Raw genomic sequence first — 22,567 nt, forward strand, 5'->3', positions numbered from 1 at the left:
ATGCAAAGCAGAATCAATCAGTCGTAACGAAACCGGTCGCTCGAGTGTACCACGAGCGCCCCTCGCGCACCCATCGTTCTTGAAACTCTATAGTCTTGCCCGACCTCACGTGGCAGACGCTTTTGCCGATCGAGAAGTCTCGATCCTCGTAGAGCGGGCTAGGCTCGTTCTCGTGACTTTCGACATCGACTGACAGCAGATCTAGCCTGCCACTCTTTTCACGGAATCGTTTGGCGGAATCAATATATTGCAGCAGCGTGACCGAAGTGGCGCGGTCACGGATCCGCGGATCGATCATTTGATAGCACTTCTCGAACTGCTCATCATTCAGCAGGTCAAAGAAACGCCGAATGCGTCGCTCGACGGCAGCGGCAGTGTTGCTTGACGGCTTCGTGCTCATGGTCGTGAGGAGCGATGCGGATTGAACCATTTCCCAAAGAAAGATTGGCACTTGCTTGCCCCAAGCAGTCCAAGACGGTCGAGTTGTACCAACCTACCCCACCAACTCCGCGATCGGCATGCCCCCTTCGGTCACGATCGGCGTGGGCCTTCCTTGCGGGCTCATCCAGTGGCCATTGAGGTCGATGTCGAGGAAGCGGAAGACCGTGGCTGCCAGATCTTGCGGCGTAATAAGGCGCTCGATGATGCCGTAACCGCGGGCGTCGGTCGCGCCCACGACCTGGCCGTGCGGCAGGCCACCCCCGGCGGCGAGCATCGACATGCAGTTGGTCCAATGGCCGCGGCCGGCGGTCTTCGTCATCACCGGTGTGCGACCGAACTCCCCCAGCATGAGCACGAGCGTGCTGTCGAGCAGTCCGCGCTCTTCGAGATCCGTGATCAGCGCGTAGAGCGTCTGGTCGATCGTGGGCAACAGCGGCTTGAGCCCCTTCTCGATGCCTCCCCATTTCACTTCGTCGCCGTGGTGATCGAAGTAACCCCACGCGCCGCTCACAAGCGTAAAGGTGACGCCCGCCTCGACCATGCGCCGTGCGAGCAGCGCCTTTTCGCCCACGCTCGTGCGGCCGTAGGCGTCGCGCAGCTCGTTCTTTTCCTCGTCGAGGTTGAAAGCCTTCTGCACCTTGCCCGACAGGACCATGTCGAACGCCTGCTGATGGTAGTCGTCGAGGCGCTCGAGCGTGTGCTGCGTATCGAGATCGCGCCGTAGGCGATCGAGCTGCACGCGCAGATCATGACGATTCTGCAAACGCTCGACGGTGGCACCCTTGGGCAGGTTGAAGCGCCCGGCAAGCTCGGTGCCTTTCACCGGTTCATAGCGCGAGCCCATGTGCCCGGCGCCCCACACGTCGGCAACCCAGGAATCGGCCAGGCCGACGAACGGTGGCATACTGGGATCGTTCGCGCCGCGGAACTTCGCCACGATCGAACCCATCGAGGGGTATCCATCGCCATCGCGACCGTCGTCGGTGCGGCGCGCGAGCGGGTTGCCCGCCTGCATGGTGATCGGCGTATGGTTGCTGGCGCTGCAGTCGATCGAGCGGAGCACGGTCAGCTTGTCGGCGATGCTCGCCTGCAGGGGCAGATGCTCGCTGAAGCGCACGCCGGGCAGCTTCGTGGGAATGGTGCCGAAGGGCCCGCGGATCTCGGCCGGGGCATCGGGCTTGGGGTCCCACATATCGAGATGGCTCGGCCCGCCCGAGAGCCAGAACATGATGACCGAAGTTTTTTGAGTCGCGCGCGTGGCAGAACTCGCACCTTGCAAGGCACTTTCGGGCGAAGCGGCCCATGCGCGGCCGCGCAACACGTCGGCCAGAGACAATCCCGCGATACCCGCCAGCCCCGTCTGCAAGAACCAGCGTCGCGAACCGACGCGGATCAGGTCATTCGCCCGTGGGGCGAAGAGGGACGTGAGGCCATGGCATGCGTGTTCGCTCGTGTGCGTGTCTCGATCGGGACCGGCCATCGTCAAGGTTCCTCACCAAAGCTGGGCAGACATATCGACCTTCGCCGATGGGTTCTGATTCTAGACGATTTCCCGTGGCCCGGGCAAACCGAAACCGCCGGCCGATCCACCTTGAAAAGTCAACGTGGCACAGGCTGACGTTACGCTTGCCTCGGGTGATTCCTGCCTGATCGGACTCGCGAGCGTGCTGTTTGAACCGCGGATTTGTGGCCAATTTGACACGTCGTCACCGCGACCTAGGGTTCTGCTGAAGTCGGCCAGTGCCGCGGGCCAAAGCGCCTGCCGCGCCGCCATCCTCGAGATCGCACCCATGAGCAAGAAGGCCCTCGTCGCCGACGATTCGATCACGATGCAGAAGATTCTCATCCGCTCGCTACAGTCGATCGGCGTGCCTGCGGCCGTCGAAGCGGCCGATGGCAACGAAGCCGTCGCCCTCTTCAAGCCGGGCGAGTTCGACATGGTGCTCACCGACTGGAATATGCCGGGTAAATCCGGGCTCGAAGTCATTCAGGAGATTCGCGCCCAGGACAAGCACGTTCCCATCATCATGGTCACCACCGAGGCCGAAAAAGGCCGCGTGCTCAAGGCCATCGAGGCGGGCGTCTCCGACTATCTCGTACAACCATTCACGGCCGATACTCTGCGAGAAAAACTCGCCAGGCATGGCTGCTGACGTCCGAGCGCGCCGCATGGGAGGCGGCCGTTCGGTGACCCAAGGACGGGTGAGAACAAGCCCACAGGCCGTGCGGAGTCGAACGACCCGCGCGGCCTGTGGCATTTCTAACGCAGTGAATTCGCCGGCGCGGCAACCGGCTCTACTGCAAGCGGCACGATCTCGATGCCGCGTCCTTCGTCGATAGAGCGCCAAGTGAGATCGAACGGCGCCAAGAGCAGCGTCAATCGCTCGGCCAGGAGGAGCGGGGGAAGTTCGACGGCGGGCCAGAGATCGTGCGGAACGTTTTCTCCTCCGGCGAGAGAAATTTTTTCGCGACCCGCTAACTCGGCCAAGACCGTACGGGGCTCCGCCAACTCGGGCCAGACGAGCGTCATCCGGCGCGACCACGCCCGGGCCTGGGGAGGCCTCAGTCGTCGGGCGGCCGCCACCTGGCGTCCCAATTCAGCCTCGACGCGTTCCGCCGTCGCGGGGGGTACGATGTAAAGTACCGGCCCCACGTTGACCACCTCGAGGCCAAGCTCCCGCGCCACGTCGGCGACGATCTCTCCCGGCTTGGCCCCCTCTCGTGTCAGCGTAACAGATCGCTCGGGATCGATGCGTCGATCGAGCACGATCGCCTCGCCGCTGCTCTGCGAGAGCCCCTGCATGGCGCGGCGCAACGGAACTCCTGACCACTGCACGTTCAGACGCACTTCGCCGCCGCGCGACCCCGCCGCGCTCCGTGTCGTGGCGGCGCTGCGTTGCGCCGCGGGGGGCACCGCCACGATGGGCCGCGACCCTTCCATCACGCTTGCCACCAGTACCATCGCCAGCACGATCCTCGTCGCTGAAACGCGCCGCAATGTGATTTGTACGACGCGGTGACAGCACCTCGACTGAGCGCCTGTAAAGAGGACTTTACGCGCGGGAGGTGACGCCAGTTCGTGTGAGTCTGTCGAGCGATTTCTCAGAAAATTCACGCTTTGTTGTTGTCTTGCGCGGCGTGCTGCGCTGAATGCCGATTCGTGTGCTGCGCGGGTATACGATCGCGCGGGATCAAATGTTTGATTCGCGCGATTTTTCATTTGCCGACCTCGCAAGTCTGGTTAAACTCGTACCTATGCTCGTCAGGTCGAAGCAATCGTGCGGTTTCTGCCGCCGTGGGGGATCGACCTGAACATCTCTTGTTTCCGCTTCCTGGAGCTACGAGCGTGAGTGTTTCTCGTCGCAGGCCGGTCTTGGTGTCTCTCTACCAAGCGTACCTGAAGGATCAGGATTCCGCAGCCTTCATCAAACGCGTGGCCGAGCGTTATACGGTCGGTTCGCTTTCGCGCCTGGCGTCGCATTCGCGCCGCTCGGTCCGTCGAGCGGCGGTGTTGGCGCTCGGCTTTCTGGGAGATTGGGAAGTCAACAGCGTGCTGGGCGCGGCGTTGCGCGATCGCGATCGCATGGTGCGCTATCTCGCGGCGAACAGCATCCGCTCGGTCTGGCGTCGCCAGGGGAGCGAGGTGCAACGCCAGCAATTGCGGATCGTCGTGCGGTTGAACAGCTCGCGCCAGTATGCCGAAGCGATCGCCCGCGCGACGGAGCTCCTGCGTTCCGCCCCCTGGATGGCCGAAGCGTGGAATCAGCGCGCCATCGCCGCCTATCAAACGGGCCGCTACGTCGACGCCCTGCGCGATTGCCACGAAGCGCTCGAGCTGAATCCTTACCATTTCGACGCCGCTACCGGCATGGCGCAGTGCTACCTGCGCATGGGCATGCAACAAGAGGCCCTCACGTCCTTGTCGCGCGCCTTGAAGCTCAACCCCGATCTCGAAGCGGTCCGTCAAGGCATCGCGCGCCTGAAACGCGCCCTCGAACGCGGCTAATGCTGCGTCACAGCCAAGATTGCGGATAGCTCGAGAGGCGGCGGCTCCACCAGGTATTCCGACTGGGCAGGTGTCATTGTTGCGCGACGACGGCGATTTCGATGCGGTGACCAATGGCCTCGGCATAGCGCCGGAGCGTCTCGATCGTGGGATTGGGTCCGTCCATGTTTTCCAGGCGCGACAGGTTACCGCGAGTCATGCCGGTTCTGTCGGCTACGACCGACAGCGGAATGCCGAGCCGCTGTCGCAGTTCCTTGAGGTGGCCGACGATCTGACTTAGCTCGCGCCGCTCGCGCAGGGCGATCAGGCCCAACGCACGATTCGCCGCCATGCCCGCTTTTTCCTCCTCGATCGCGCGGCGCAAATATCGACGACTCTCCTCCGTGGCCGGGCGAACGATCCGCCCCCCCCGCCCCTCCTGCAGAGTTCGCTTCTTGGCCATGTCAATCCTCCAGGACGTAAGCGGTGACGGGATACACGGTCACTTCGTCGATCCACTCGTCCCCCTCGAAACGAGGGACGGCAGCTCCACCTGATCGACCTGAGCTCGTTCGTCGGCGAGTCGCCGATGTCGTCAGCCGCGAACGAGGGCTATTTCAACGCCGGGGGAGGCGACGGGGCGGGGCTGCCCTCCGGTTCCACGGCAGGCGCCGCGGCGGGCAGGGCCGGTATCTTCTGGCAATCCTGGCAGCAGCGATCGCAACGGTACTCGACCGTCCACTCGATCTTTGGCACCTTGCGCTTCACTTCTTTCTTCACCGGCACGTGCCGCGTCTTCACCTTGGCACAGGTCGGCTGCCAGAGGTCGAAGCTGTAGCAGCCGCATTCATCCTTGCCGCACTTCGTGCAGCATTTCTTGCTGGGGCCGGGAATACAGATGTCTTCGCACTTGCAGTCCCAACAGACCTTGGTGATCTCCTTCTCGACCACCTTGGGGACACACACACGACGCACACAGCAGCTCGCGCCGCAGTGATCGCAGCACCCGTCGCCGGCCAGCACGTGCGAGATGGAAGGAACGATCATCGCGATAACAATCGCGGCAGTAGTGATGGCGCGCATGGGTCCTTCCTGCTGATTCCATCCAAGACGGGCGGGGCCGGCCTATGTTCTGTTTCGACCAAACGCTCGCGACGGGCCGGTCTGGCAGCCTCGAAAACGCTTCCTGCTCCACTTTACGGCCGTACGCGATCGCTACAGTTGTTGCACTTTCACACCGGACGCCCCCCGCGACGCGTATTAGAACTCGACCTGGAACCGTGCCGCAAAGATATCGAACGGCGCCACACCCACGGTCGGGTAGTCGGGCATGCTGTGAATCCAGTTGAACTGCACGCGCGTGAAACGGTTCCACCACCAGTTGAGACCGATGGTACTCTCGTTCACGATGCCGGGATTCGGCGACGGCGGTGGACCGACGCTGTTCGAGAGCTGATTGACCGGTAGGATCTTGCCGGTTTCCAGATCCAGGTACGACCAGCGGAACGTGACTTCCCACGCGCCCCAGCCACACATCCGCGCGTGGCGGCCGAGTCCGAAGAAATCGGTGTAGGGCGTGACGTTGTAATCCAGCACGCCCGCCTGCTTCAGATAACGGACGCTCTCTCCGGTAAGGAAGTAACCGCACTGGAAATAGGCGCCGTGATAGAAAATGGCCGATCCGGTGAGCTGATCGACAACCGATCCCTGCCACTCCGTTTGGAAGTGGGCAGGCCCGTAGTTCCCCGCGAGCTCGGTGTGGAACATGTTGTAATTGTTCGCCCGGATGCGGCCTGAATCGACGATGAAGGGAGTTCCCGCCGCGGTCAAACCACCCCCCGCGGGATCGCCCACGAAGAACTCGGGAATGGCACGGGCCTGGTAGGTGCTGGCGTTGGAGCCGGTGCCGTTGTTGCCTCCCAACTCGCTGAAGTTGTAACCGCCGCCGACGTGCAACAGGTAACGACCTTCGGACGGTTCGTCGTAATACAGCAAATGGGTCACGCGGCCGACGACCGAGATACCACCACGGTCGCCGATCTGCGTGCCGAAACGCGTGTCCCCCAGCGTGCTGTACGTTGTGTCGGTGCCATTCCAGAAAGTGAGGCCCGTGCCGTAGACGCTATACGCCCAGGAGGTAAGCTCGTCGTCGCTCATGGCGTAGGCCATGATGCCCACGCGACGGAACGGATCGAGCGCCTGGAAACCGACCGATCGCTCGAGAAAATCCAAGTGTCGAATACTGGTCCAGCATTCCATGCTCGTCGGCTGGCGGAATTGACCAATGCGCACCGTGCCCAAGAAAGGCACTTCGCTCTGCTCTCCCCAAATGTCCACGAGACTCGGGCGTCCCAAGGCACCGAAGTCGACTTCGATCGTGTAGCCGGTGAAGTCCGTCAGTTGGCCCAATGCCAAGAGACGCGCACGACGAAAGCCCAAACCGTCTTGCATGTCGCCCAGCTCGGCGCGGCTGGCGGCGCTTTGGCTGAACAACCCTTCGTCGAGCTGCATGAAGCCACTCAACTTGATCAAGGGGAGCAGGTCGTTTGGCTTGCCCCCCATCGCCTCGAGCTGCTTTTCAGCCTGCCGCAAGCGCAGTTCGAGGTTACCCGCCTGCACGGGGTCGTAAATCGGCGTGGGCAGGCTCGAGTCGCTGCCAGAGTCGTCGATGTCTTCCGGTGGGGGCGGGGCCGAGAAACCGCTCGGGGGCGAAGCCGCCACGCCGGGCGCGGGCTGAAACACCGCCATCTGCATAGAACTCGGCGCGCCGGTCGTTCCCGGTGCCTGTCCTGCCAGGCCAGGCACCGGGGGAACGACGGCCACAGGTTGGCGGCTCGACGTCTCTTCCGCCTGGGGCAGATGAGCCATCGGCGCCGATGGCGGCACCCATGCCTGATGGACCCGGCCCGGAGCCACGCTCCCGGAGGGCAACGGCGAGGCCGCCGTGGGCTGCCCCAGCACCGCTGTCGGCGTTTGTTGGGCCACCGCCACGTTCGGCAAGCCGGCCGCGATCAGGACCCAGGCAAGGCGTCGTACGACCGAATTCTTAAAATGGACTCGCATTGGAGTATCTGGCTGCTCCCAGAGAGTGCGACGATCGGGCGACGGCGCTGTTACAGCTAGCATGACGCTCATCTACGGCGCAATCGTTCAGGCTCCGATTACCCTTCTTATCGGCAGTCCACGCCCAACCGACACGACCCCTACCGCTAAATAATGCGTAAGGATTCCCCCCTGAACGGAAATCGATCAGCGGGCGCCGGCGCGCGTCCGCCCGCTGGGGGTGTCAACACCAGGGAACAGGCGACAACCACGTCTCGAGCCGCGGCAAGCCAGGCACGCGTAGCGGGAGATCGCGAAATCAGACCGCCGAGCGCTCGGCGATCAACGAGTCGAGCTCGCTGCGCAAGCGAGGCAGAATCGCGTCGTAGGGAAACGCGCCGAGCTCCTCGCTACCCCGTTTGAGATTCACAAAGTTCGGGCCGCACCAAAGCCCGAGATCGGCGTCGTCGGTTTCGCCCGGCCCATTCACGCGGCAACCCATCACGGCGATCGTGATGGCATGATCGGCGGCGTAACGGGTCATTTCCTTGACCTGTTGCGCCAGTTCGACGAAAGCCTCGTTCTCGACGCGCGAGCAACTGGGGCAACTGATGATGTTGAGCGTCGAGAGGCCATAATCGACCACGCTGCGCACGCGGCCCAGGGCGATATCGGCCAGGATCTGCCGCCCCGCGGCGATCTCTTCTCCCTTGCGAGCATTGGGCACGGTGAGCGAGACGCGAATCGTGTCGCCAATGCCGCGCGAGATCAACTGCTCGAAGGCGATGCGCGTCTTGAGGATGCCGTCGGGCGGCATGCCCGCCTCGGTCACGCCCAGGTGCAAAGGGATGTCGGGACGCGTTTCGGCAAAACGCCGGTTCGCTTCGACCACCTTCCTGGGATCGGAATCTTTGAGCGAGACGCAGTAGCGCGTGAAGCCGATCTCGTCGAGCAGCGTGCAATGAGCCCAGGCACTCTCGAGCATCGGCGAGATGGAATCCTCGGCCGGAAACTTTTCCTTCATCGCCGGATCGACCGACCCGCAATTCACCCCCACGCGAATCGAGCAATCGTGCTGCGCGGCGATATCGGCCAGGTAGCGCACCTTGTCCTGCCACGGCTTCTCGCGCTCGTGGTGATAGAGGTGTCCCGGGTTGTAGCGAATCTTGTCGACGTGCGGAGCCACCAGCTCCGCCATGCGGTAGTTCTCTTGCAGATCGACCGAAAGATTGGCCGACGTGCGGGCACGAATGCCGGTCAGCGCCGCGGCGTCCTTCGGGTTGTCGACCGCGATGCGCACCACGTCGGCGCCCGCCGCGACGAGATCCGCCACCTGAGCGGCCGTGGCCTCCACGTCGCGCGTGGGGGTGGCGGTCATGCTCTGCACGGCAACGGGATACCCCGCGCCAACCGTGACGGTGCCAATCTTCACGGCGCGCGTCGGATTACGAGGCAGATCGACCAAGATCTTAGCTCCCGGAGAACTTCACCATCGGAACGCTTGTGTCCTATTCTTGGCGACCGGCCAGTCTTTGACAACGGCACCTCGCAGGCCGAACGTAGAGCCGCCCCCGCGTTCAGTTTACAATCGCACCCAACAAGTGGCCCCGGCTGCTACCCCACCGCTTGAGCACTTTTCCCTGCAGAGTAGCGTCTATACCACGAACCGCAATCGGTGCGGCCCAGATCACACGTCACAATCAAGATGGCGAAATTCCCCACTAGCCCACGACCGAGAGCAAACCGCGCATGCCCATGATCTCGTCTCGACACCGACTCGTGACTCTCGTCTCTCTGGCCGTCGCGTGCCTGGCGTCAACTGCCCAGGCCCAACTTCCGCCAGAAGAAGAATTGGCCGCTCTCCGGCCTGCCGCGGGCTTGGAAGTCACCCTTTTCGCCTCCGAACCGTTGCTGACGAATCCCTCGGCGATCGACATCGATACTGAGGGACGCGTCTGGGTGGCCGAGATCGAATTCTATCGCAAGGACGCCAAGACCCCTCCGGCCGACAAAATCAAGGTCATCGAGGATACCGATGGCGACGGCCGCGCCGATCGAGCCACCATCTTCGCCGAAGGCCTCTTCTGCCCCATGAGCATCTGCGTCGCCGGTCCGCGCGTCTTCGTCGCCACCAGCCCCGACCTGTGGATGTACGAGGATCTCGACGGCGACCTCAAGGCCGACGGTCCGCCCAAGAAACTCCTCACCGGCTTTGGTGGCAGAAACCACGATCACGGCGCGCACAGTCTCGTGCTGGGACCCGATCACAAGTGGTGGATGTCGCACGGCGACGAAGGTTTCGATGTCACGGGCACGGATGGCTCGCACATCAAGTTCCCATGGGGGGCCGTCCTGCGCGGCGAGCTCGACGGCTCGCAGCTCGAAACCGTGGCCGTGAATTTTCGCAATCCGTACGAAGTCTGCGTCAGCTCGTTCGGCGAAGCGTACTTGAGCGATAACGACAACGACGGCAACTTCAGCACCCGCATCTGCTGGATCCTCGACGGCGGCGACTACGGCTGGTTCGGCAAGCCGCCGGAGCGCGTGCCGGCCGAGATCCCTTTTTCTTCCGGCTGGCATTTTCGCGCCTTTCAACCGGGTTTCGTGCCGGGCACGATCGTCACTGGCTTCGGCTCCCCCTGCGGCATTTGCTTCTACGAGGGAGACGCCTTCGGCGCGTCGTTGAAGAACGCCCCGCTGCATGCCGACGCCGGCCCGCGCGAGGTTCGCCGCTATCCGCACGAACCGCAAGGCTACGGACAGCGCGGTTCGACCGAGTTGCTGCTGACGAGCCAGGGAGACGATTACTTCCGCCCCGACGACGTGTGCGCGGCCCCCGACGGCAGCCTGTATGTCTCCGACTGGTACGACGGCGGCGTCGGCGGGCATGCCTACAACGATCCGCACCGCGGACGCATCTTTCGCCTGACACCCCAGGGTGCGAAGCCGGCGCGGCGCGAGAAGCCCGGTCCCTACCACAACTGCGCCGAGGCCCTCGTCGCGCTCGCCAGCCCCAACCTGGCGACGCAGTTCCTGGCGCGCGAGCGTCTGTTGGCCGAACCCGAAGCGAGCGTGCCGTTGCTCGCGGAGCTGTCCAAGAATGCGGAAGACCCCAACGTGCGTGCGCGTGCGCTGTGGATGCTCGATCGCATTGGGGGCTCGGCGCGTGGCGTCGTGCTCGCCCATCTGACGAACGAGGATCCCTCGTTTCGCGCCCTGGCCGTGCGCATCTTGCGACGTCACGGCGCCGAGTACGCCGCACAGATTCTGCCACTGGCCAACGATGCTTCGCCGCAAGCAAAGCGTGAAGTGCTGCTGGCGATCGCGAACATCGACACGTCCGCCGCGCTCGAGGCGCTCGCCACCCTCGCCGAAGAATACGACGGTGGGGACCGTTATCTGCTCGAGGCGATCCATATCGCGGCGAAGGATCGCAAACGTGCGCTCTACGACGAACTGGTGCGCCGCCAGGCGACCTCGGTCGATCGGATGCCTCTCTTCGCCTTGCTCGATCCCGTGGCAACCGGCGAGCTGCAGGCGCGGCAACTGGCCGACGCCGGACTGTCGCGTGCCGACCGGCAGCGCGTGTTGCAGGCGCTCGGCACGAACGCCTCGCTCGATAGCGCCCGTAGCGTGCTGCGGTTCGTGGCCGATCGTGCGGCCGATGCCGAACTGCGCCGGCTGGCACTCGCGCTGGTCGCCGCGAACCTGGGGGGCATCTGGCGCGACCTGGCCGAAGACGACGAACTGCCCCACCAATTGGCGCCCCTCGTGGCGGACGCCGAGCTGCAGGAATCGGCCCTGGCGCTGGTCGAGGCGCGCTCGCTCGCCTCGCTCGCCCCCCAAGTGCTGACACTGGCCGCGGACGCCGACGCCCCCTCCCGCGCGCGAAGCCGGGCCATCGAAATCCTCGCCCGCTTGCGCCCCGAGGGCGTGGCCCCCTCGCTCGCACCACTCGTCGACGACCGCGATGCGGACGTGCGTCGCGCGGCCGTCGTGGCGCTGGTCGACCTGCAAGATTGGGCAACCATCGAGAAGCTGCTGTCGGCCAATACGACCGATGAATCCTCCACCGATGCCATCGCGCGTGAGGCCGCCGTCCAGCGGCTGACCTCTTCCACCGGGGGCGCCTTGTGGTTGCTGCGTGCGATCGACGCCCACAAGCTCGACGCCAAACTTCAAACGCAGGCGATTGCCCGCGCCATCGATCACCCCGACGCGAACGTCCGCGTCCTCTTCGAGCGTTTCCTGCCCGAGGGAGAGCGACCGCAGCGCTTGGGCGAGGCGATCCGCGCGCAGGATATCCTGGCGCTGGCGGGGCATGCCGAGCGCGGTCGCGACATTTTCTTCCAGAGCACCGCCGCCCGCTGCAAGGATTGCCATACCGTGCGAGGGCAAGGGGGCTCGCTGGGGCCCGACCTGAGCCAGATCGGGCGCAAGTATGAGCGTGCCACCTTGCTCGAAACGATCCTCGATCCCTCCAAGGCGATCGCGCCGGAGTACGTCCCGCACGTCGTCGAGACCTCGGGGGGGCAACTGTATGCAGGCTTCGTCGTCGAGCGATCCGACAAGCAAGTCGTGCTCAAGGATGCCGAAGATCGGCTGGTACGCATTGCGGCCAAAGAAGTCGAAGCGATCGAGCCGCAATCGAAGTCGGTGATGCCCGAGTTGATCTTGCGCGACGTCACGGCACAAGACGCCGCCGATTTACTCGCGTTTCTCACCAGTTTGAAAGACGCCGTGCAGGAAGTATCTCGCTTTCGACAACTCGGTCCCTTCCCGCGCGGGCAGGGGAGCGCGCAGGATCACGATTTCGGACCCGAGTCGTCGCTGGCGGCGCCCGATCTCGCCGCGAGCTATTCCGGCGTCAACAAGCAGCCCGTCGCCTGGGAGGTCGTTTCGGCCGAGCCCCTCGAGGGCCATCTGGCGTTCGACCAGGTGAAGCATGCCGCCGCCCACGGCAAGCGCGGCACGCGGGTCGTGAACTACTATCTCGTCTTCGCCGATAGCCCTGTCGAGCAAGAGGTAAAGCTGCTCTTGGGCAGCGACGATAGTTGTCGCTGCTGGGTCGGCGGGCGCGAAGTGCATCGCCACGACGGCTCCCGCGCCCTCACGCCAGCACAAGACGAAGTGACGACCAAACTCGCCCAGGGCCGCAACGCCATCGTGGTCAAAGTCGAGAACGTCGACGGACCAGGAGGAGTATCGCTGGCTATCGCAGCACCGCAACCGGTGGAACTGCGCACGGAATGACGTCCTACTCCGCTCCGCTAACGACCTCAGGGCGCCCAACGGAAGCCCGGAAAACGTGGTAGCATCCGACGGGACACGGCTGCTTGTCGAGAAGTACGACGTACTGTTGTCGCACCGTAAAGCTGAGTGGCAACGCGATTCGGTTTACCGCGCCACGCCAGCCAGCCCAGCCCAGTCGACTTCGCGGTCGAACTCGTTGGCGCCGAATTGCACCTCGGCCAGGATGGGAGGTACCGCCCGCGCGGCCAGCTCCTTGGCGTTCGTCTCGACGCTGCGATCGCCAGCACCGTTACCGGTACGGTTGAGCACGATCCCCGCCACCTCGAGTCCCTCGCGGTAGGTCGCCGCGGCGATCAAGGTCTGCAGCGTCTGGTTGATTGTGCCCAGGCAGTTCTTCGCCACCACGATGAGCGGAAAGCCGAAGTCGTTCGCCAGATCGGCCACATAGTCGGAGTCGGAGAGAGGGGACATCAGCCCGCCTGCTCCCTCGACGACCACCACGTCGTACCCGTCACGCCAGGGATCGAGCCCCGAGCGCAGCAAGTCGGTGTCGATCTCCTGCCCCGCGGCCCGCGCGGCGATGTGGGGGGCCAAAGGCTCGGTGAAGCATTGCGGGCAGACCTGTTCGAGCCGACCTGGCCGGCCGGCGGCCTCCCACAGCGCGATCGCGTCATCGGCCAGCAGTTGGCTCCCCTCGGCGCGGCAGCCGCTAGCGGCCGGCTTGTAGACGCCGACGGAATAGCCCGCTTCGAACAAGCACCGCGCGATCATCGCCGCGACGTAGGTCTTGCCGACGGCGGTATCGGTGCCGGTGACGAAAAGTCCTCGAACTGGCTTGGTCATCGTGCCGCTTCTCCCTTCCGCGTCACCCGTGAGCCGAGGGCGCCACAGGGAGGCCCGGATGAAAATGCTGGCGCTGCCAACCAGAGAGGCTCATTGTCCGCGCGGACGGCAATAAGGTAGCATCAGCTTCGTATGACGACAAAAGAAAAACAACCTGCCCCGCGTCCTGCCGTGTCCGGCGATAAAGTCACGGTAGCGCTCGTGCAGATGACCTGTGTCGAGGCGAAGCAGCCCAACATTGACAAGGCCGTGCGCCGCATCGTCGAGGCTGCCGCCGCCGGCGCGAATATCGTCTGCCTGCAAGAACTTTTCGCCGGGCAGTACCCCTGCCAGACCGAAGACCATCGCCGCTTCGACGAGGCCGAAACCATTCCCGGCCCGCAGACCGAGGCCCTCTCGGCCGCGGCCCGCGACGCCGGAGTCGTCGTCGTCGGTTCGATCTTCGAGCGGCGCGCGCCCGGCCTGTTCCACAACACGGCCGTCGTCTTCAATGCCGATGGCTCGCAGGCCGGCGTCTATCGCAAAATGCACATTCCCGACGATCCCCTTTACTACGAGAAGTTCTACTTCACGCCGGGCGATCTCGGGTTCCGCAGCTTCGACACCCACTACGGCCGCCTGGGAGTCTGCGTCTGCTGGGATCAATGGTATCCCGAAGGAGCCCGGCTTACGGCCATGACCGGCGCGCAGATCTTGTTCTATCCCACCGCCATCGGCTGGCACCCCAGCGAGAAAGCCGAGTTCGGCGCCAGCCAGCACTCGGCCTGGGAAACCATGATGCGTAGCCACGCCATTGCCAACGGCGTCTTCGTCGCAGCGCCGAATCGCACCGGCATCGAAGGGAACATCGAATTCTGGGGCGCCTCGTTCGTGGCCGATCCGAACGGCAACGTGCTGGCCCGCGCCTCGCACGACGCCGAGGAGACGTTGCTCGTCGAGTGCAACCTGGCGCAGATCGAGGTGGTGCGCACGCATTGGCCCTTCCTGCGCGATCGGCGCATCGACGCCTACGGCGATCTCACGCGGCGCTATCTCGACTGAGGATTCTCGATGAGCGACGCTACGCCCGCCGCGCTCGGCTACCGCATGCCCGCCGAATGGGAGCCGCACGCCGCGACCTGGCTTTCGTGGCCCCACAACCGCGAGAGCTGGCCCGGCAAGTTCGATCCGGTGCCGCCGATCTGGGGGCAACTCGTCCGCGCGCTCGCCCCCGGCGAGCACGTCCACATCCTCGCCGGCCGCCCCGACGTCATGGCCGACGCCCGCCAGCATGTAGGCGATATCTCCAACGTCACGCTGCACGACATCAAAACCAACGATGCCTGGATGCGCGATCACGGGCCGACCTTTCTCGTTGGCCCGACTGGTTCGCCCCCCGCGCTTGTCGATTGGGAGTACAACGCCTGGGGGGGCAAGTATCCCCCCTTCGACGACGACAACCGCGTTCCGCGCCAGATCGCCGAGATCACCGGTCGCCGCCGCTACGCCCCGGGCATCATCCTCGAAGGGGGCGCCATCGACGTCGATGGCCGCGGCACGCTGCTGACCACCGAGCAATGCCTGCTGAATCCGAATCGCAATCCGCACCTTTCGCGGCAAGAGATCGAGCAGTACCTGGCCGACTATCTCGCGGTGCGGCGCGTGCTGTGGCTGGCCGGGGGCATTGCCGGCGACGACACCGACGGCCACATCGACGAGTTGGCCCGCTTCGTGAAGCCGGGTGTGGTGGTCGCCGCCTACGAAGCGGACAAATCGAGCGACAACTATCAGGCGCTGGCCGACAACTGGGAACGACTGCAAACGTTCGAGGACGTCGACGGAAAAAAACTCGAGGTGCTTCCCCTCCAGCAACCCGCGCCGGCCTACTACAACGATCAACGCCTGCCCGGCAGCTACTGCAACTTCTACATCGGCAACCGCGTGGTGGTGGTGCCGCAGTACGACGACCCCGCCGACGCCCCGGCGCTTGAAACGCTAAGCCGGCTCTTCCCCGACCGCCAGGTACTCGGCATCCGCGCGGTCGATCTCGTCTGGGGACTCGGTGCGTTCCACTGCATCACGCAGCAAGAACCGCGACTGCCCTAGATTCAACTCGTCAACAAGCAGCATGGCGCTTCTCGGCAGAAGGAGCGTCACAGACGTATGTCATAGATTGCTTCGAGTTTCTTCAGCGAGGTCGTTCGTCGCAACTGGCATCGCCACAATGGCATGCAACAACCAGGAGCGACGTAACTCGCTGTTGTCGATTGACTTACGCCACTGTGACAGATAACATTTTGACACAAGTCAAGTTTCTCTTGATATGGAGTCGAGGAGTCCGCTAGGACTCCGATTCTTTTTTCACGTTCCGACAAGGTCGGCGACCATTCACTAGTCCGGCTCGCGCACAATGGCTGACATGAATGAAATTCGCTTGGACTTGAACGTAATCGTCTATTGGGAAGACGAGTGGTGGATCGCCCATTGCCTTGAACTGGATCTTCCAGCAGAAGGCTCTAGCCCTGAAGAGGCAATGGAATCTCTGATGGGACTGATCATGCTGCAAGTCACGACCGCGCTTGCTGAAGGAAATATAGAATCGGTATATGCGCCTGCTCCAGCCGAGCTTTGGCGTATGTTTTCGATCGCGCGCGACATGAATATTTCCTTGACTCCATCGCAGCCGATTCACCGAGTAAACGCCCGCGAGTTGACGCTGGCATAGTCGGTTATGGACAAGACGCTTCGATACCGAGACCTGCTTGCAATTCTCAAGCGCTATGGGGTCCAGGAGTCTGCCTCCCGAGGCAAGGGTTCTGAGCGAATGCTGAGCCGCATGGTATCTGGACAAAAGCGCAGCATTCCCACCAAATGCCACAATGAATCCGATCAGAAGCCCAAGGCGGTGATAAAGGCGATCCGCCGACGCCTCGGATTAACTGCCGCGGACGGGGTGTCTGATAAGGATTTCTACGGCGATTAGCCGTCTTGACATCAACACATCACGCCGTGTGTTAGGCAATCTTATGTCCCAATCGCTCCGTGGGCTCGGCCACTTTGGCGCGCAGCGCCCCCACGCGGGCCTCCAGGCGTTCGAGTTCGTGGCTGAAGTGTGCCGCGGCGCGGCATGGGTCGTCGTAGTCGGCGAAGAGGGCCGACATCGCGCCGGCCGACATCCATTTCTCCGCCAGCTCGTTCACCGCCCCTTTCAAACCGCGCCGCAGGCGGCTCGTGTAGGCCCACAACAGCAGGGCGCACCACAGCACGAGCCACAACCCCGACGCCATGAGAAAATCGATGCCGAAGACCGGCACTGGCTCCGGCGCGAGCCACGAGTCATAGAAGAAATTTCGTCCCAGCCGGTACAAGAGCACGCCGAGCATGGCCAGCAGCAACAGCTCGTACCTTGCCCGCGTGAACCAGCCGATGTGCTTGTTCGCCAGGCGGCGCACCGTTTCCTGCAAATCGTTCGAGGCCCGCGCGGCGAACGATTCACCCGCCACGACCGCTTCGCGCGCCAGCCGGTCGCTCGACTCGTGTCGCACGGTGAGCTCCGCCTCGGCCGCATAACCGTCGAGAATGATCGACGCCGTGCGCAGTTCCCCGGAGCACCACTCCCAAGCCGCGGCACGGCGCACCGCCTCGTTCGCGCGTTTCGAGCTTTGAAGCTGGCGCAGCGCCTGCGCGCCGGCCACCGTGCCCCATAGCGCCATCTGCGCCGGCGTTCGCGCGCGCATCAATACAGCCCCCGAGATCAGCCCTCCCAGTCCTTGATACGCCCGCAGCAGAAGCGAGAAGGGACTGTACCCCCAGCGCGACGTCACCTCGGCCAGCAGGCGGTTCTCCCACTGGCGCCGGCTCGACAGCAGCTCGTCGCGCATCCGCGCGGAGAGAACCGCCGCCAGTCGTCCGCGCTGCTCGACGAGCGCCTCTTCCACGGCGCCGAGCGCCGGCCGTGCCGCCTCGAGCCGCGCGCGACAGGTGGAGAGCGTCTCGTGCGTGAGATCGAGAAAGTTCGCCCGGCGGATGCGATTCCCCGCCGCGCCGGCAAGCTGCCGCGTCAGCAGATCGACCAGCCGCGCGAACTCGCCGCGCGGCGCGATCCCCCCCTGTGCGTCGGCCAGCGCCTGTGGCGAATCGACGAAGAAGATCTCCCCCGTCTCGTAGTCCTTCGCCAGCAGTTGCCGCAGATCGTCGCGCACGTCGGCGTCGGTATCGGCGTGCGTCACGACGAACACGAGCCTTGCCCCCGGCGCCGCCGCGGCCAGCTCTTCGAGCACCCGCGCGCTGCGATACTTCTGCTGCGTCGTCGTCACCAACAGCACGTCGCAGTGGGGCAGGATCTCGCGCAGCCGCGCCAGATTCGTCCCGCGCGATTCGGCGTCTTCGGTCGTGTCGGGATCGGGACAATCCACCACCACGAGATCCCGCAGCGCGGGTAGGTCGCGCGTCACGACATCGACCGAGGCCGGATCGATCCCCAACAGCTCGGGCCGCAGATCGTTGCGGCAGACCAGCGTCGGACGGCGCGTCGTCGGGCGCTCGCGTCCCGCGCGCACCACCTCGGCCCCCACCAGCGCGTTGACCAGCGTGCTCTTGCCGGTCCCCGTGCCGCCGAGCGTGGCTACCACCAGCGGGGCCTCGAGCCGCAATCGCAACGAGCTCGCCCGTTCCGACAATCGCGCCACCAGCGCCGCCGAGCGCCGCGCCGGCCCCCAGGCCGGCGCCCCTTCTCCCCACTGGCGCAGCTCCGCCGCCAGCGAGTCGATCTCGGCCAAGAGCTCCAGATGTGCCAGTTCGCCGTCGTGCATGGGGCAGTGGTTAGTGGTCAGGGGACAGTGACTAGCCTAGCAACAACCGTTCAATGAGTCGGCGGTGAAAACGAACAACTGGCCACTGACCCCTGCCCCTAGCCACTGCCACTCTACCTCACCCCAGCGACCACCGTTCGAGCTTGTCGCGATCGACCGAAATGCCCAACCCCGGCCGCAGCGGCACGGTCATCATCCCGTCGACCGTTTCGAGTGGCTCGGCGAGCAAGTCGTTGCCGCCGGAACGGTAAGCCGATTCGTTGCCGATCACGAACGACGGGGTCGCGGCGGCCAATTGCAGCGACGCGGCCAGGGCAATACCTCCGCGCGAACCCACGGCCAGCGACGCCGCGAGCCCCGCCGCCTCGGCCACGGCCGCCGCGCGCCGCGCGGCAAGCAGGCCCCCCATGCGATCGGCGCACACGACGATCCCGTCGATCGCCGAGCCGCACACCAGGTCGTGTACCTGCCGCGAGCCCCCGGCGCCGATCGTGGCCGCCAAAGGAAGCGACACCTGGGCGCGCAATTCCACCAGCGATTCGACCGTGCCGTCAGCCAGCGGATCGAGACAATAGCGCGCTCCGGCACTGGCGAGCGCCGCGCACAATTCGCTGGCACGCGCGATGTCGTAGCCCTCTTCGGCATCGAAACGCCATTCGAGGCGATCTCCCGCCGACGAACGCATCGCCGCGATGCTGGCCAGATCTTCTTCCAGCACGCCAGACGAGGTCACGATCTGCACGTGGAACCCCTGATCGGCCAGCTCGCGCGAAAGCTGCGCCGTTCGCTCCGGTGGACCCATGGGCAATCGCGCCGCCAGCGGCACTCGACCCCGATACACGCCCCCCCACAGGTGCGCGAGGGGTTGTCCCGCCGCCTGCCCCACCAGATCCCACGAGGCGATTTCGACCGCGGCCCGCAAGGCGGGGCTGTCGAGCGTATCGAGCTCCACCAGCGAAGCGATGTCGAAGATGCTTCGCCCGGCCAGGATCGGCAGCAAGGCGTCGCGCCGCGAAGCGAGTTCTCCCGCGCGCCAGGGGAGCACCGCCTCTCCCCAGCCTTCCTGCCCGGCATCGCACGCCAGCCGCACCACTACCGCACGGCTGGCGGGCGCCAGTCCGAAGGCGGGCAACTCGACGAGAAAGAAATCGAGATCGGCCAGACGGATCTCGCGCGTCCGTTCCGGCCAGGTGTTCCAATGCGCCGCCACGCGACGTCCTCCCGACGAATGTGGCGGTTGCTGCGCGGTCACGTCCGCCTCATGCCGAAGGCAACGCCGTTCGCAACTCGCGCGGAAGCTGGAAATGCACGCTTTCTTCGCGCACGCTGCGAGTCTCGATCGTCGCGCCGAATCGTTTTCGCAAGAACTCGAGGCAATCTTCCACCACGATCTCCGGCGCGCTCGCACCGGCGGTCACTAGCACCGTCTCGTCGCCGCGGAACCACGCCAGATCGATATCGGCCGCGCCATCCACCAGGTACGCCGGCACCCCCGACTCGCGCGCCAGCTCGGCCAATCGCTGGCTGTTCGAGCTGTTCTGACTGCCGACGACAATCACCACCTGCGCTTCCCGCGCCAGCAGCCGCACCGCCTCTTGCCGGTTCTGCGTGGCGTAGCAAATGTCTTCCTTCGGTGGACCGACAATCTGCGGAAAACGTTCGCGCAATCGATCGATGATGCGATTCGCGTCATCGATCGACAACGTCGTCTGCGTCAGGTAGGCCAGCTTCGGGCAATCCTCCAACTCGAGCCGATCCACGTCCGCGGGCGATTCGACCAGCAGGATCGCCTCCGGCGCTTCGCCCATCGTGCCGATCACCTCGTCGTGCCCCTCGTGACCGATCAGCAATATCGTGTAACCATCGCGCGCGAAACGCAGCGCCTCGTGATGCACCTTGGTCACCAGCGGGCACGTGGCGTCGATCGTGCGCAGGTTGCGCTCGGCGGCTACTTCCCGAATCTGGGGCGACACGCCATGCGCCGAATAGAGCAACCGCGCCCCGTGCGGCACCTCGCTCAAAGCGTTCACGAACGTCACTCCCTCGCGCAGAAATCGATCCACCACGTACTTGTTATGCACGATCTCGTGATAGACATAGAGCGGCGTGCCGAAAAGCCGCAGCGCCAACTCCAGGCTCTCGATCGCCATGTTCACCCCAGCGCAAAAGCCCCGGGGAGCCGCCAGCAAAACTCTCATCGACGCCACGCGGGGCGGATTCGTGGTAGGTGCGGCGTGTGCCACGGAATGTTCCTCGGACGAGTGGCCAAACTCCGCCAACAGACGACCCCCCGTCACGTCGGCAGAACCCGCGGGCAGACCGCCTAGCGCGGCCGGCGAATCTTCTCCAGGCATCATAAGGGCTCGCGCCGGTGGGGGGTAGCCACAGGCCCGTTCGCCCAGCATCGAAGGGGTGCGAATCTCGTGGTTCGGCATGTTCATAAGGCAAGCTGGCCAAACGTTAAAAACGGCGGCCCCTCTCTCCCCTTAACCGCTGATGGGCAAACCGCATAACCGCTTCTCTGGCTCCGTTCCAACCAGCTCTCGCCCCTGTCGTGCAAAGCTGAAAACGGGCCGCTATACTGCCGGGTATAGTTGTAGTAACAGCCAACCTGCCCGACCGCCTCCCACACGGAGACCGCCGCGATGTCCGCTCGTACCTTGCTGGCCCTGCCGCTTGTCGCCCTGCTGTTCCTGGTCGCTCTGTCGCAGCCGGCGCTGGCCCATCCCGGTCACGCGGGACATGAGTTCGCCGATGGCTGGTGGCACCCGCTGCTGGGCGCCGATCACCTGCTGGCGATGGTCGCCGTCGGCCTGCTGGCGGTACGCTTGGGTGGCCCCGGCCTGTGGCTCATGCCGGCCGCCTTCCTGGCCAGTATGCTTGCCGGCGGACTGTTGGCCAGCGCCGGCGTCTCCATCCCCGGCATCGAGTGGGGCATCATGGCCTCGGTCCTCGTGCTCGGCCTGCTCGTCGCGGCCACGCGAGCCGTGCCGCTGTGGATCGGCGCCCTGCTGGTCGGCCTCTTTGCCGCCTGCCACGGTTATGCCCATGCCGCCGAAATGGTCGAAGGGGGCTCCCTCGGCTCCTACGCCGCCGGGTTCCTGCTCGCCACCGCCACGCTGCACGCGGCCGGAATCGTCGTCGGCATGCTGATGGCCAAGAAGATCAATCTCGGCGCCGTCCGCTGGTCGGGCGCCGCCATCGCCGCCGCCAGCGTCGCCCTCATCTTCGGCCTCCTGTAGGTCAGGTACGCCGTACCTGACAATCTACCGAGTTGGCCACGTCGAACATTGTCAGGTACGCGCGTACCTGACCTACAGGCCGATCAAAACTCCACTAGCTGTGCCACCAACCCTGTAAGAAACTTCGCCAAACGGTCGGCCGCGGTGAGCGAGCGTTCCTGCCAGGCGAACATCTCTTTCACCGAACCTGGGCGATTCCACACGGCTCCAACCAGCCCTCCCGCGCGACGCACGCCTCCCTGCGTGCGGCTCAACCGCAGCAGTTCGTCGGGCAGACGATCCTCCACCTCGTCGAGCACCACGCGCACGGCGAGAAACTTCGTCCCCGCCGCGCGGCACGCCTCCCCCACGGCGTACGTCTCGCAATCGACCGATAGCGCCTGATGCCGCTCGCCGAGCGTGCGCTTCTCGGCCGGCGTGTCGGCGATGCGATCGATCGTCAGCATGCGCCCCCGCTGCGCCTTGCGCCCCGTCAGCCATTCCGCCATGCCGGCCGGCAGTTCAATCGTCAGCATTCCCCCCGCTTCGTCGACCACGCTTTCGGCCACGACGAGGTCGCCGCGCTGCAGCTCCGCTACGAGTCCGCCGGAGAGCCCCGCCGAAACGATCCACTCCGGCCGATGCCCCGCGATCAACAACTCCGTCGCACGTCGGGCCCGCTCCATGCCCATGCCCGAGTCGACGAGCATCACATGCCGCCCGCGCAAGCCACCTTGCCGCGCGACCAGTCCGGCCGATTCGATCCGCACGACACCGTCGAGCCGATCTTCCATGGCGCCGCGCTCGACCGGCAGCGCAAAGACGAGGCCCACATCGCAAGCGCGTTCGCGCGGCAGGCCGTCGTCCTGTGCTCCCTGCGTGCGCGCCACCTCCTCGTACAGCCGCTCTTTCGCGGTCTTGACGATCCAGTTGCGCACCATCGATTGCCAGAACATGAAAGATCCACGCTGGTCAGGCACGCGCGTGCCCGA

19 protein-coding genes are annotated in these 22,567 nt (G+C 64.7%); 7 read left to right on the top strand and 12 right to left on the bottom strand.

Going from position 1 to position 22,567, the window contains the following annotated elements; all coding sequences use genetic code 11:
- Positions 1 to 13: 13 nt before the first annotated feature.
- The gene (locus tag KF708_18180; protein ID MBX3414621.1) at positions 14 to 400 is read right to left on the bottom strand and encodes a hypothetical protein; all 387 of its coding nucleotides are present in this window, start codon (positions 398 to 400) and stop codon (positions 14 to 16) included.
- A gap of 93 nt (positions 401 to 493) precedes the next feature.
- Entirely contained in the window at positions 494 to 1,921 is a 1,428-nt protein-coding gene (locus KF708_18185; GenBank protein MBX3414622.1) for a DUF1501 domain-containing protein, read from the bottom strand.
- A gap of 310 nt (positions 1,922 to 2,231) precedes the next feature.
- On the opposite strand from KF708_18185, the gene KF708_18190 reads away from it, so the two are divergent.
- Complete coding sequence (locus KF708_18190; GenBank protein MBX3414623.1) at positions 2,232 to 2,594, top strand: response regulator; 363 nt, start codon at positions 2,232 to 2,234, stop codon at positions 2,592 to 2,594.
- A gap of 107 nt (positions 2,595 to 2,701) precedes the next feature.
- On the opposite strand, the gene KF708_18195 is transcribed toward KF708_18190, so the two are convergent.
- On the bottom strand, positions 2,702 to 3,403 hold the full coding sequence (locus tag KF708_18195; GenBank protein MBX3414624.1) for a hypothetical protein: 702 nt from the start codon (positions 3,401 to 3,403) through the stop codon (positions 2,702 to 2,704).
- A 414-nt stretch (positions 3,404 to 3,817) separates the two neighbouring features.
- Here KF708_18195 and KF708_18200 point away from each other — a divergent pair, with 414 nt between their 5' ends.
- On the top strand, positions 3,818 to 4,447 hold the full coding sequence (locus KF708_18200) for a tetratricopeptide repeat protein (protein MBX3414625.1): 630 nt from the start codon (positions 3,818 to 3,820) through the stop codon (positions 4,445 to 4,447).
- A gap of 73 nt (positions 4,448 to 4,520) precedes the next feature.
- Here KF708_18200 and KF708_18205 read toward each other — a convergent pair whose 3' ends face one another.
- From KF708_18205 to ispG, 4 genes are all read right to left on the bottom strand, one after another.
- Positions 4,521 to 4,889, bottom strand: coding sequence for a helix-turn-helix transcriptional regulator (locus tag KF708_18205; GenBank protein ID MBX3414626.1), 369 nt, complete (start codon positions 4,887 to 4,889; stop codon positions 4,521 to 4,523).
- Positions 4,890 to 5,038: 149 nt separating this feature from the next.
- Positions 5,039 to 5,509: a hypothetical protein gene (locus KF708_18210; GenBank protein ID MBX3414627.1), complete on the bottom strand. Its 471-nt coding sequence runs from the start codon at positions 5,507 to 5,509 to the stop codon at positions 5,039 to 5,041.
- A gap of 177 nt (positions 5,510 to 5,686) precedes the next feature.
- Entirely contained in the window at positions 5,687 to 7,489 is a 1,803-nt protein-coding gene (locus KF708_18215; protein ID MBX3414628.1) for a hypothetical protein, read from the bottom strand.
- A 298-nt stretch (positions 7,490 to 7,787) separates the two neighbouring features.
- A complete protein-coding gene (gene ispG, locus KF708_18220) occupies positions 7,788 to 8,936 on the bottom strand; it encodes a (E)-4-hydroxy-3-methylbut-2-enyl-diphosphate synthase (protein ID MBX3414629.1) in 1,149 nt (382 codons plus the stop codon).
- A gap of 311 nt (positions 8,937 to 9,247) precedes the next feature.
- Between ispG and KF708_18225 the strand changes: the two genes are divergently transcribed.
- Complete coding sequence (locus KF708_18225; GenBank protein ID MBX3414630.1) at positions 9,248 to 12,721, top strand: HEAT repeat domain-containing protein; 3,474 nt, start codon at positions 9,248 to 9,250, stop codon at positions 12,719 to 12,721.
- Positions 12,722 to 12,865: 144 nt separating this feature from the next.
- Here KF708_18225 and bioD read toward each other — a convergent pair whose 3' ends face one another.
- Positions 12,866 to 13,564 (bottom strand): dethiobiotin synthase, encoded by a 699-nt coding sequence (gene bioD, locus KF708_18230; GenBank protein ID MBX3414631.1) that lies wholly within the window; start codon positions 13,562 to 13,564, stop codon positions 12,866 to 12,868.
- A 132-nt stretch (positions 13,565 to 13,696) separates the two neighbouring features.
- Between bioD and KF708_18235 the strand changes: the two genes are divergently transcribed.
- From KF708_18235 to KF708_18245, 3 genes are all read left to right on the top strand, one after another.
- Entirely contained in the window at positions 13,697 to 14,605 is a 909-nt protein-coding gene (locus KF708_18235) for a carbon-nitrogen hydrolase (protein ID MBX3414632.1), read from the top strand.
- A gap of 9 nt (positions 14,606 to 14,614) precedes the next feature.
- Complete coding sequence (locus KF708_18240; protein MBX3414633.1) at positions 14,615 to 15,649, top strand: agmatine deiminase family protein; 1,035 nt, start codon at positions 14,615 to 14,617, stop codon at positions 15,647 to 15,649.
- Positions 15,650 to 15,962: 313 nt separating this feature from the next.
- Positions 15,963 to 16,268, top strand: coding sequence for a hypothetical protein (locus tag KF708_18245; protein MBX3414634.1), 306 nt, complete (start codon positions 15,963 to 15,965; stop codon positions 16,266 to 16,268).
- Positions 16,269 to 16,557: 289 nt separating this feature from the next.
- Here the strand turns inward: KF708_18245 and KF708_18250 are convergent, their stop codons facing one another.
- The 3 genes from KF708_18250 to ispH form a co-directional block, all read right to left on the bottom strand.
- A complete protein-coding gene (locus tag KF708_18250) occupies positions 16,558 to 18,354 on the bottom strand; it encodes a 50S ribosome-binding GTPase (GenBank protein MBX3414635.1) in 1,797 nt (598 codons plus the stop codon).
- 118 nt (positions 18,355 to 18,472) lie between these two features.
- On the bottom strand, positions 18,473 to 19,606 hold the full coding sequence (locus KF708_18255; protein ID MBX3414636.1) for a mandelate racemase/muconate lactonizing enzyme family protein: 1,134 nt from the start codon (positions 19,604 to 19,606) through the stop codon (positions 18,473 to 18,475).
- 7 nt (positions 19,607 to 19,613) lie between these two features.
- Positions 19,614 to 20,552, bottom strand: coding sequence for a 4-hydroxy-3-methylbut-2-enyl diphosphate reductase (gene ispH, locus KF708_18260; GenBank protein MBX3414637.1), 939 nt, complete (start codon positions 20,550 to 20,552; stop codon positions 19,614 to 19,616).
- A gap of 447 nt (positions 20,553 to 20,999) precedes the next feature.
- Between ispH and KF708_18265 the strand changes: the two genes are divergently transcribed.
- Positions 21,000 to 21,596, top strand: a complete 597-nt coding sequence (locus KF708_18265; GenBank protein ID MBX3414638.1) for a HupE/UreJ family protein — start codon at positions 21,000 to 21,002, stop codon at positions 21,594 to 21,596.
- Positions 21,597 to 21,679: 83 nt separating this feature from the next.
- Here the strand turns inward: KF708_18265 and KF708_18270 are convergent, their stop codons facing one another.
- Entirely contained in the window at positions 21,680 to 22,531 is an 852-nt protein-coding gene (locus tag KF708_18270) for a hypothetical protein (GenBank protein MBX3414639.1), read from the bottom strand.
- Positions 22,532 to 22,567: the final 36 nt, after the last annotated feature.

Source organism: Pirellulales bacterium, from assembly GCA_019636335.1.
In the GTDB taxonomy this organism is placed as follows: Bacteria; Planctomycetota; Planctomycetia; order Pirellulales; family JAEUIK01; genus JAHBXR01.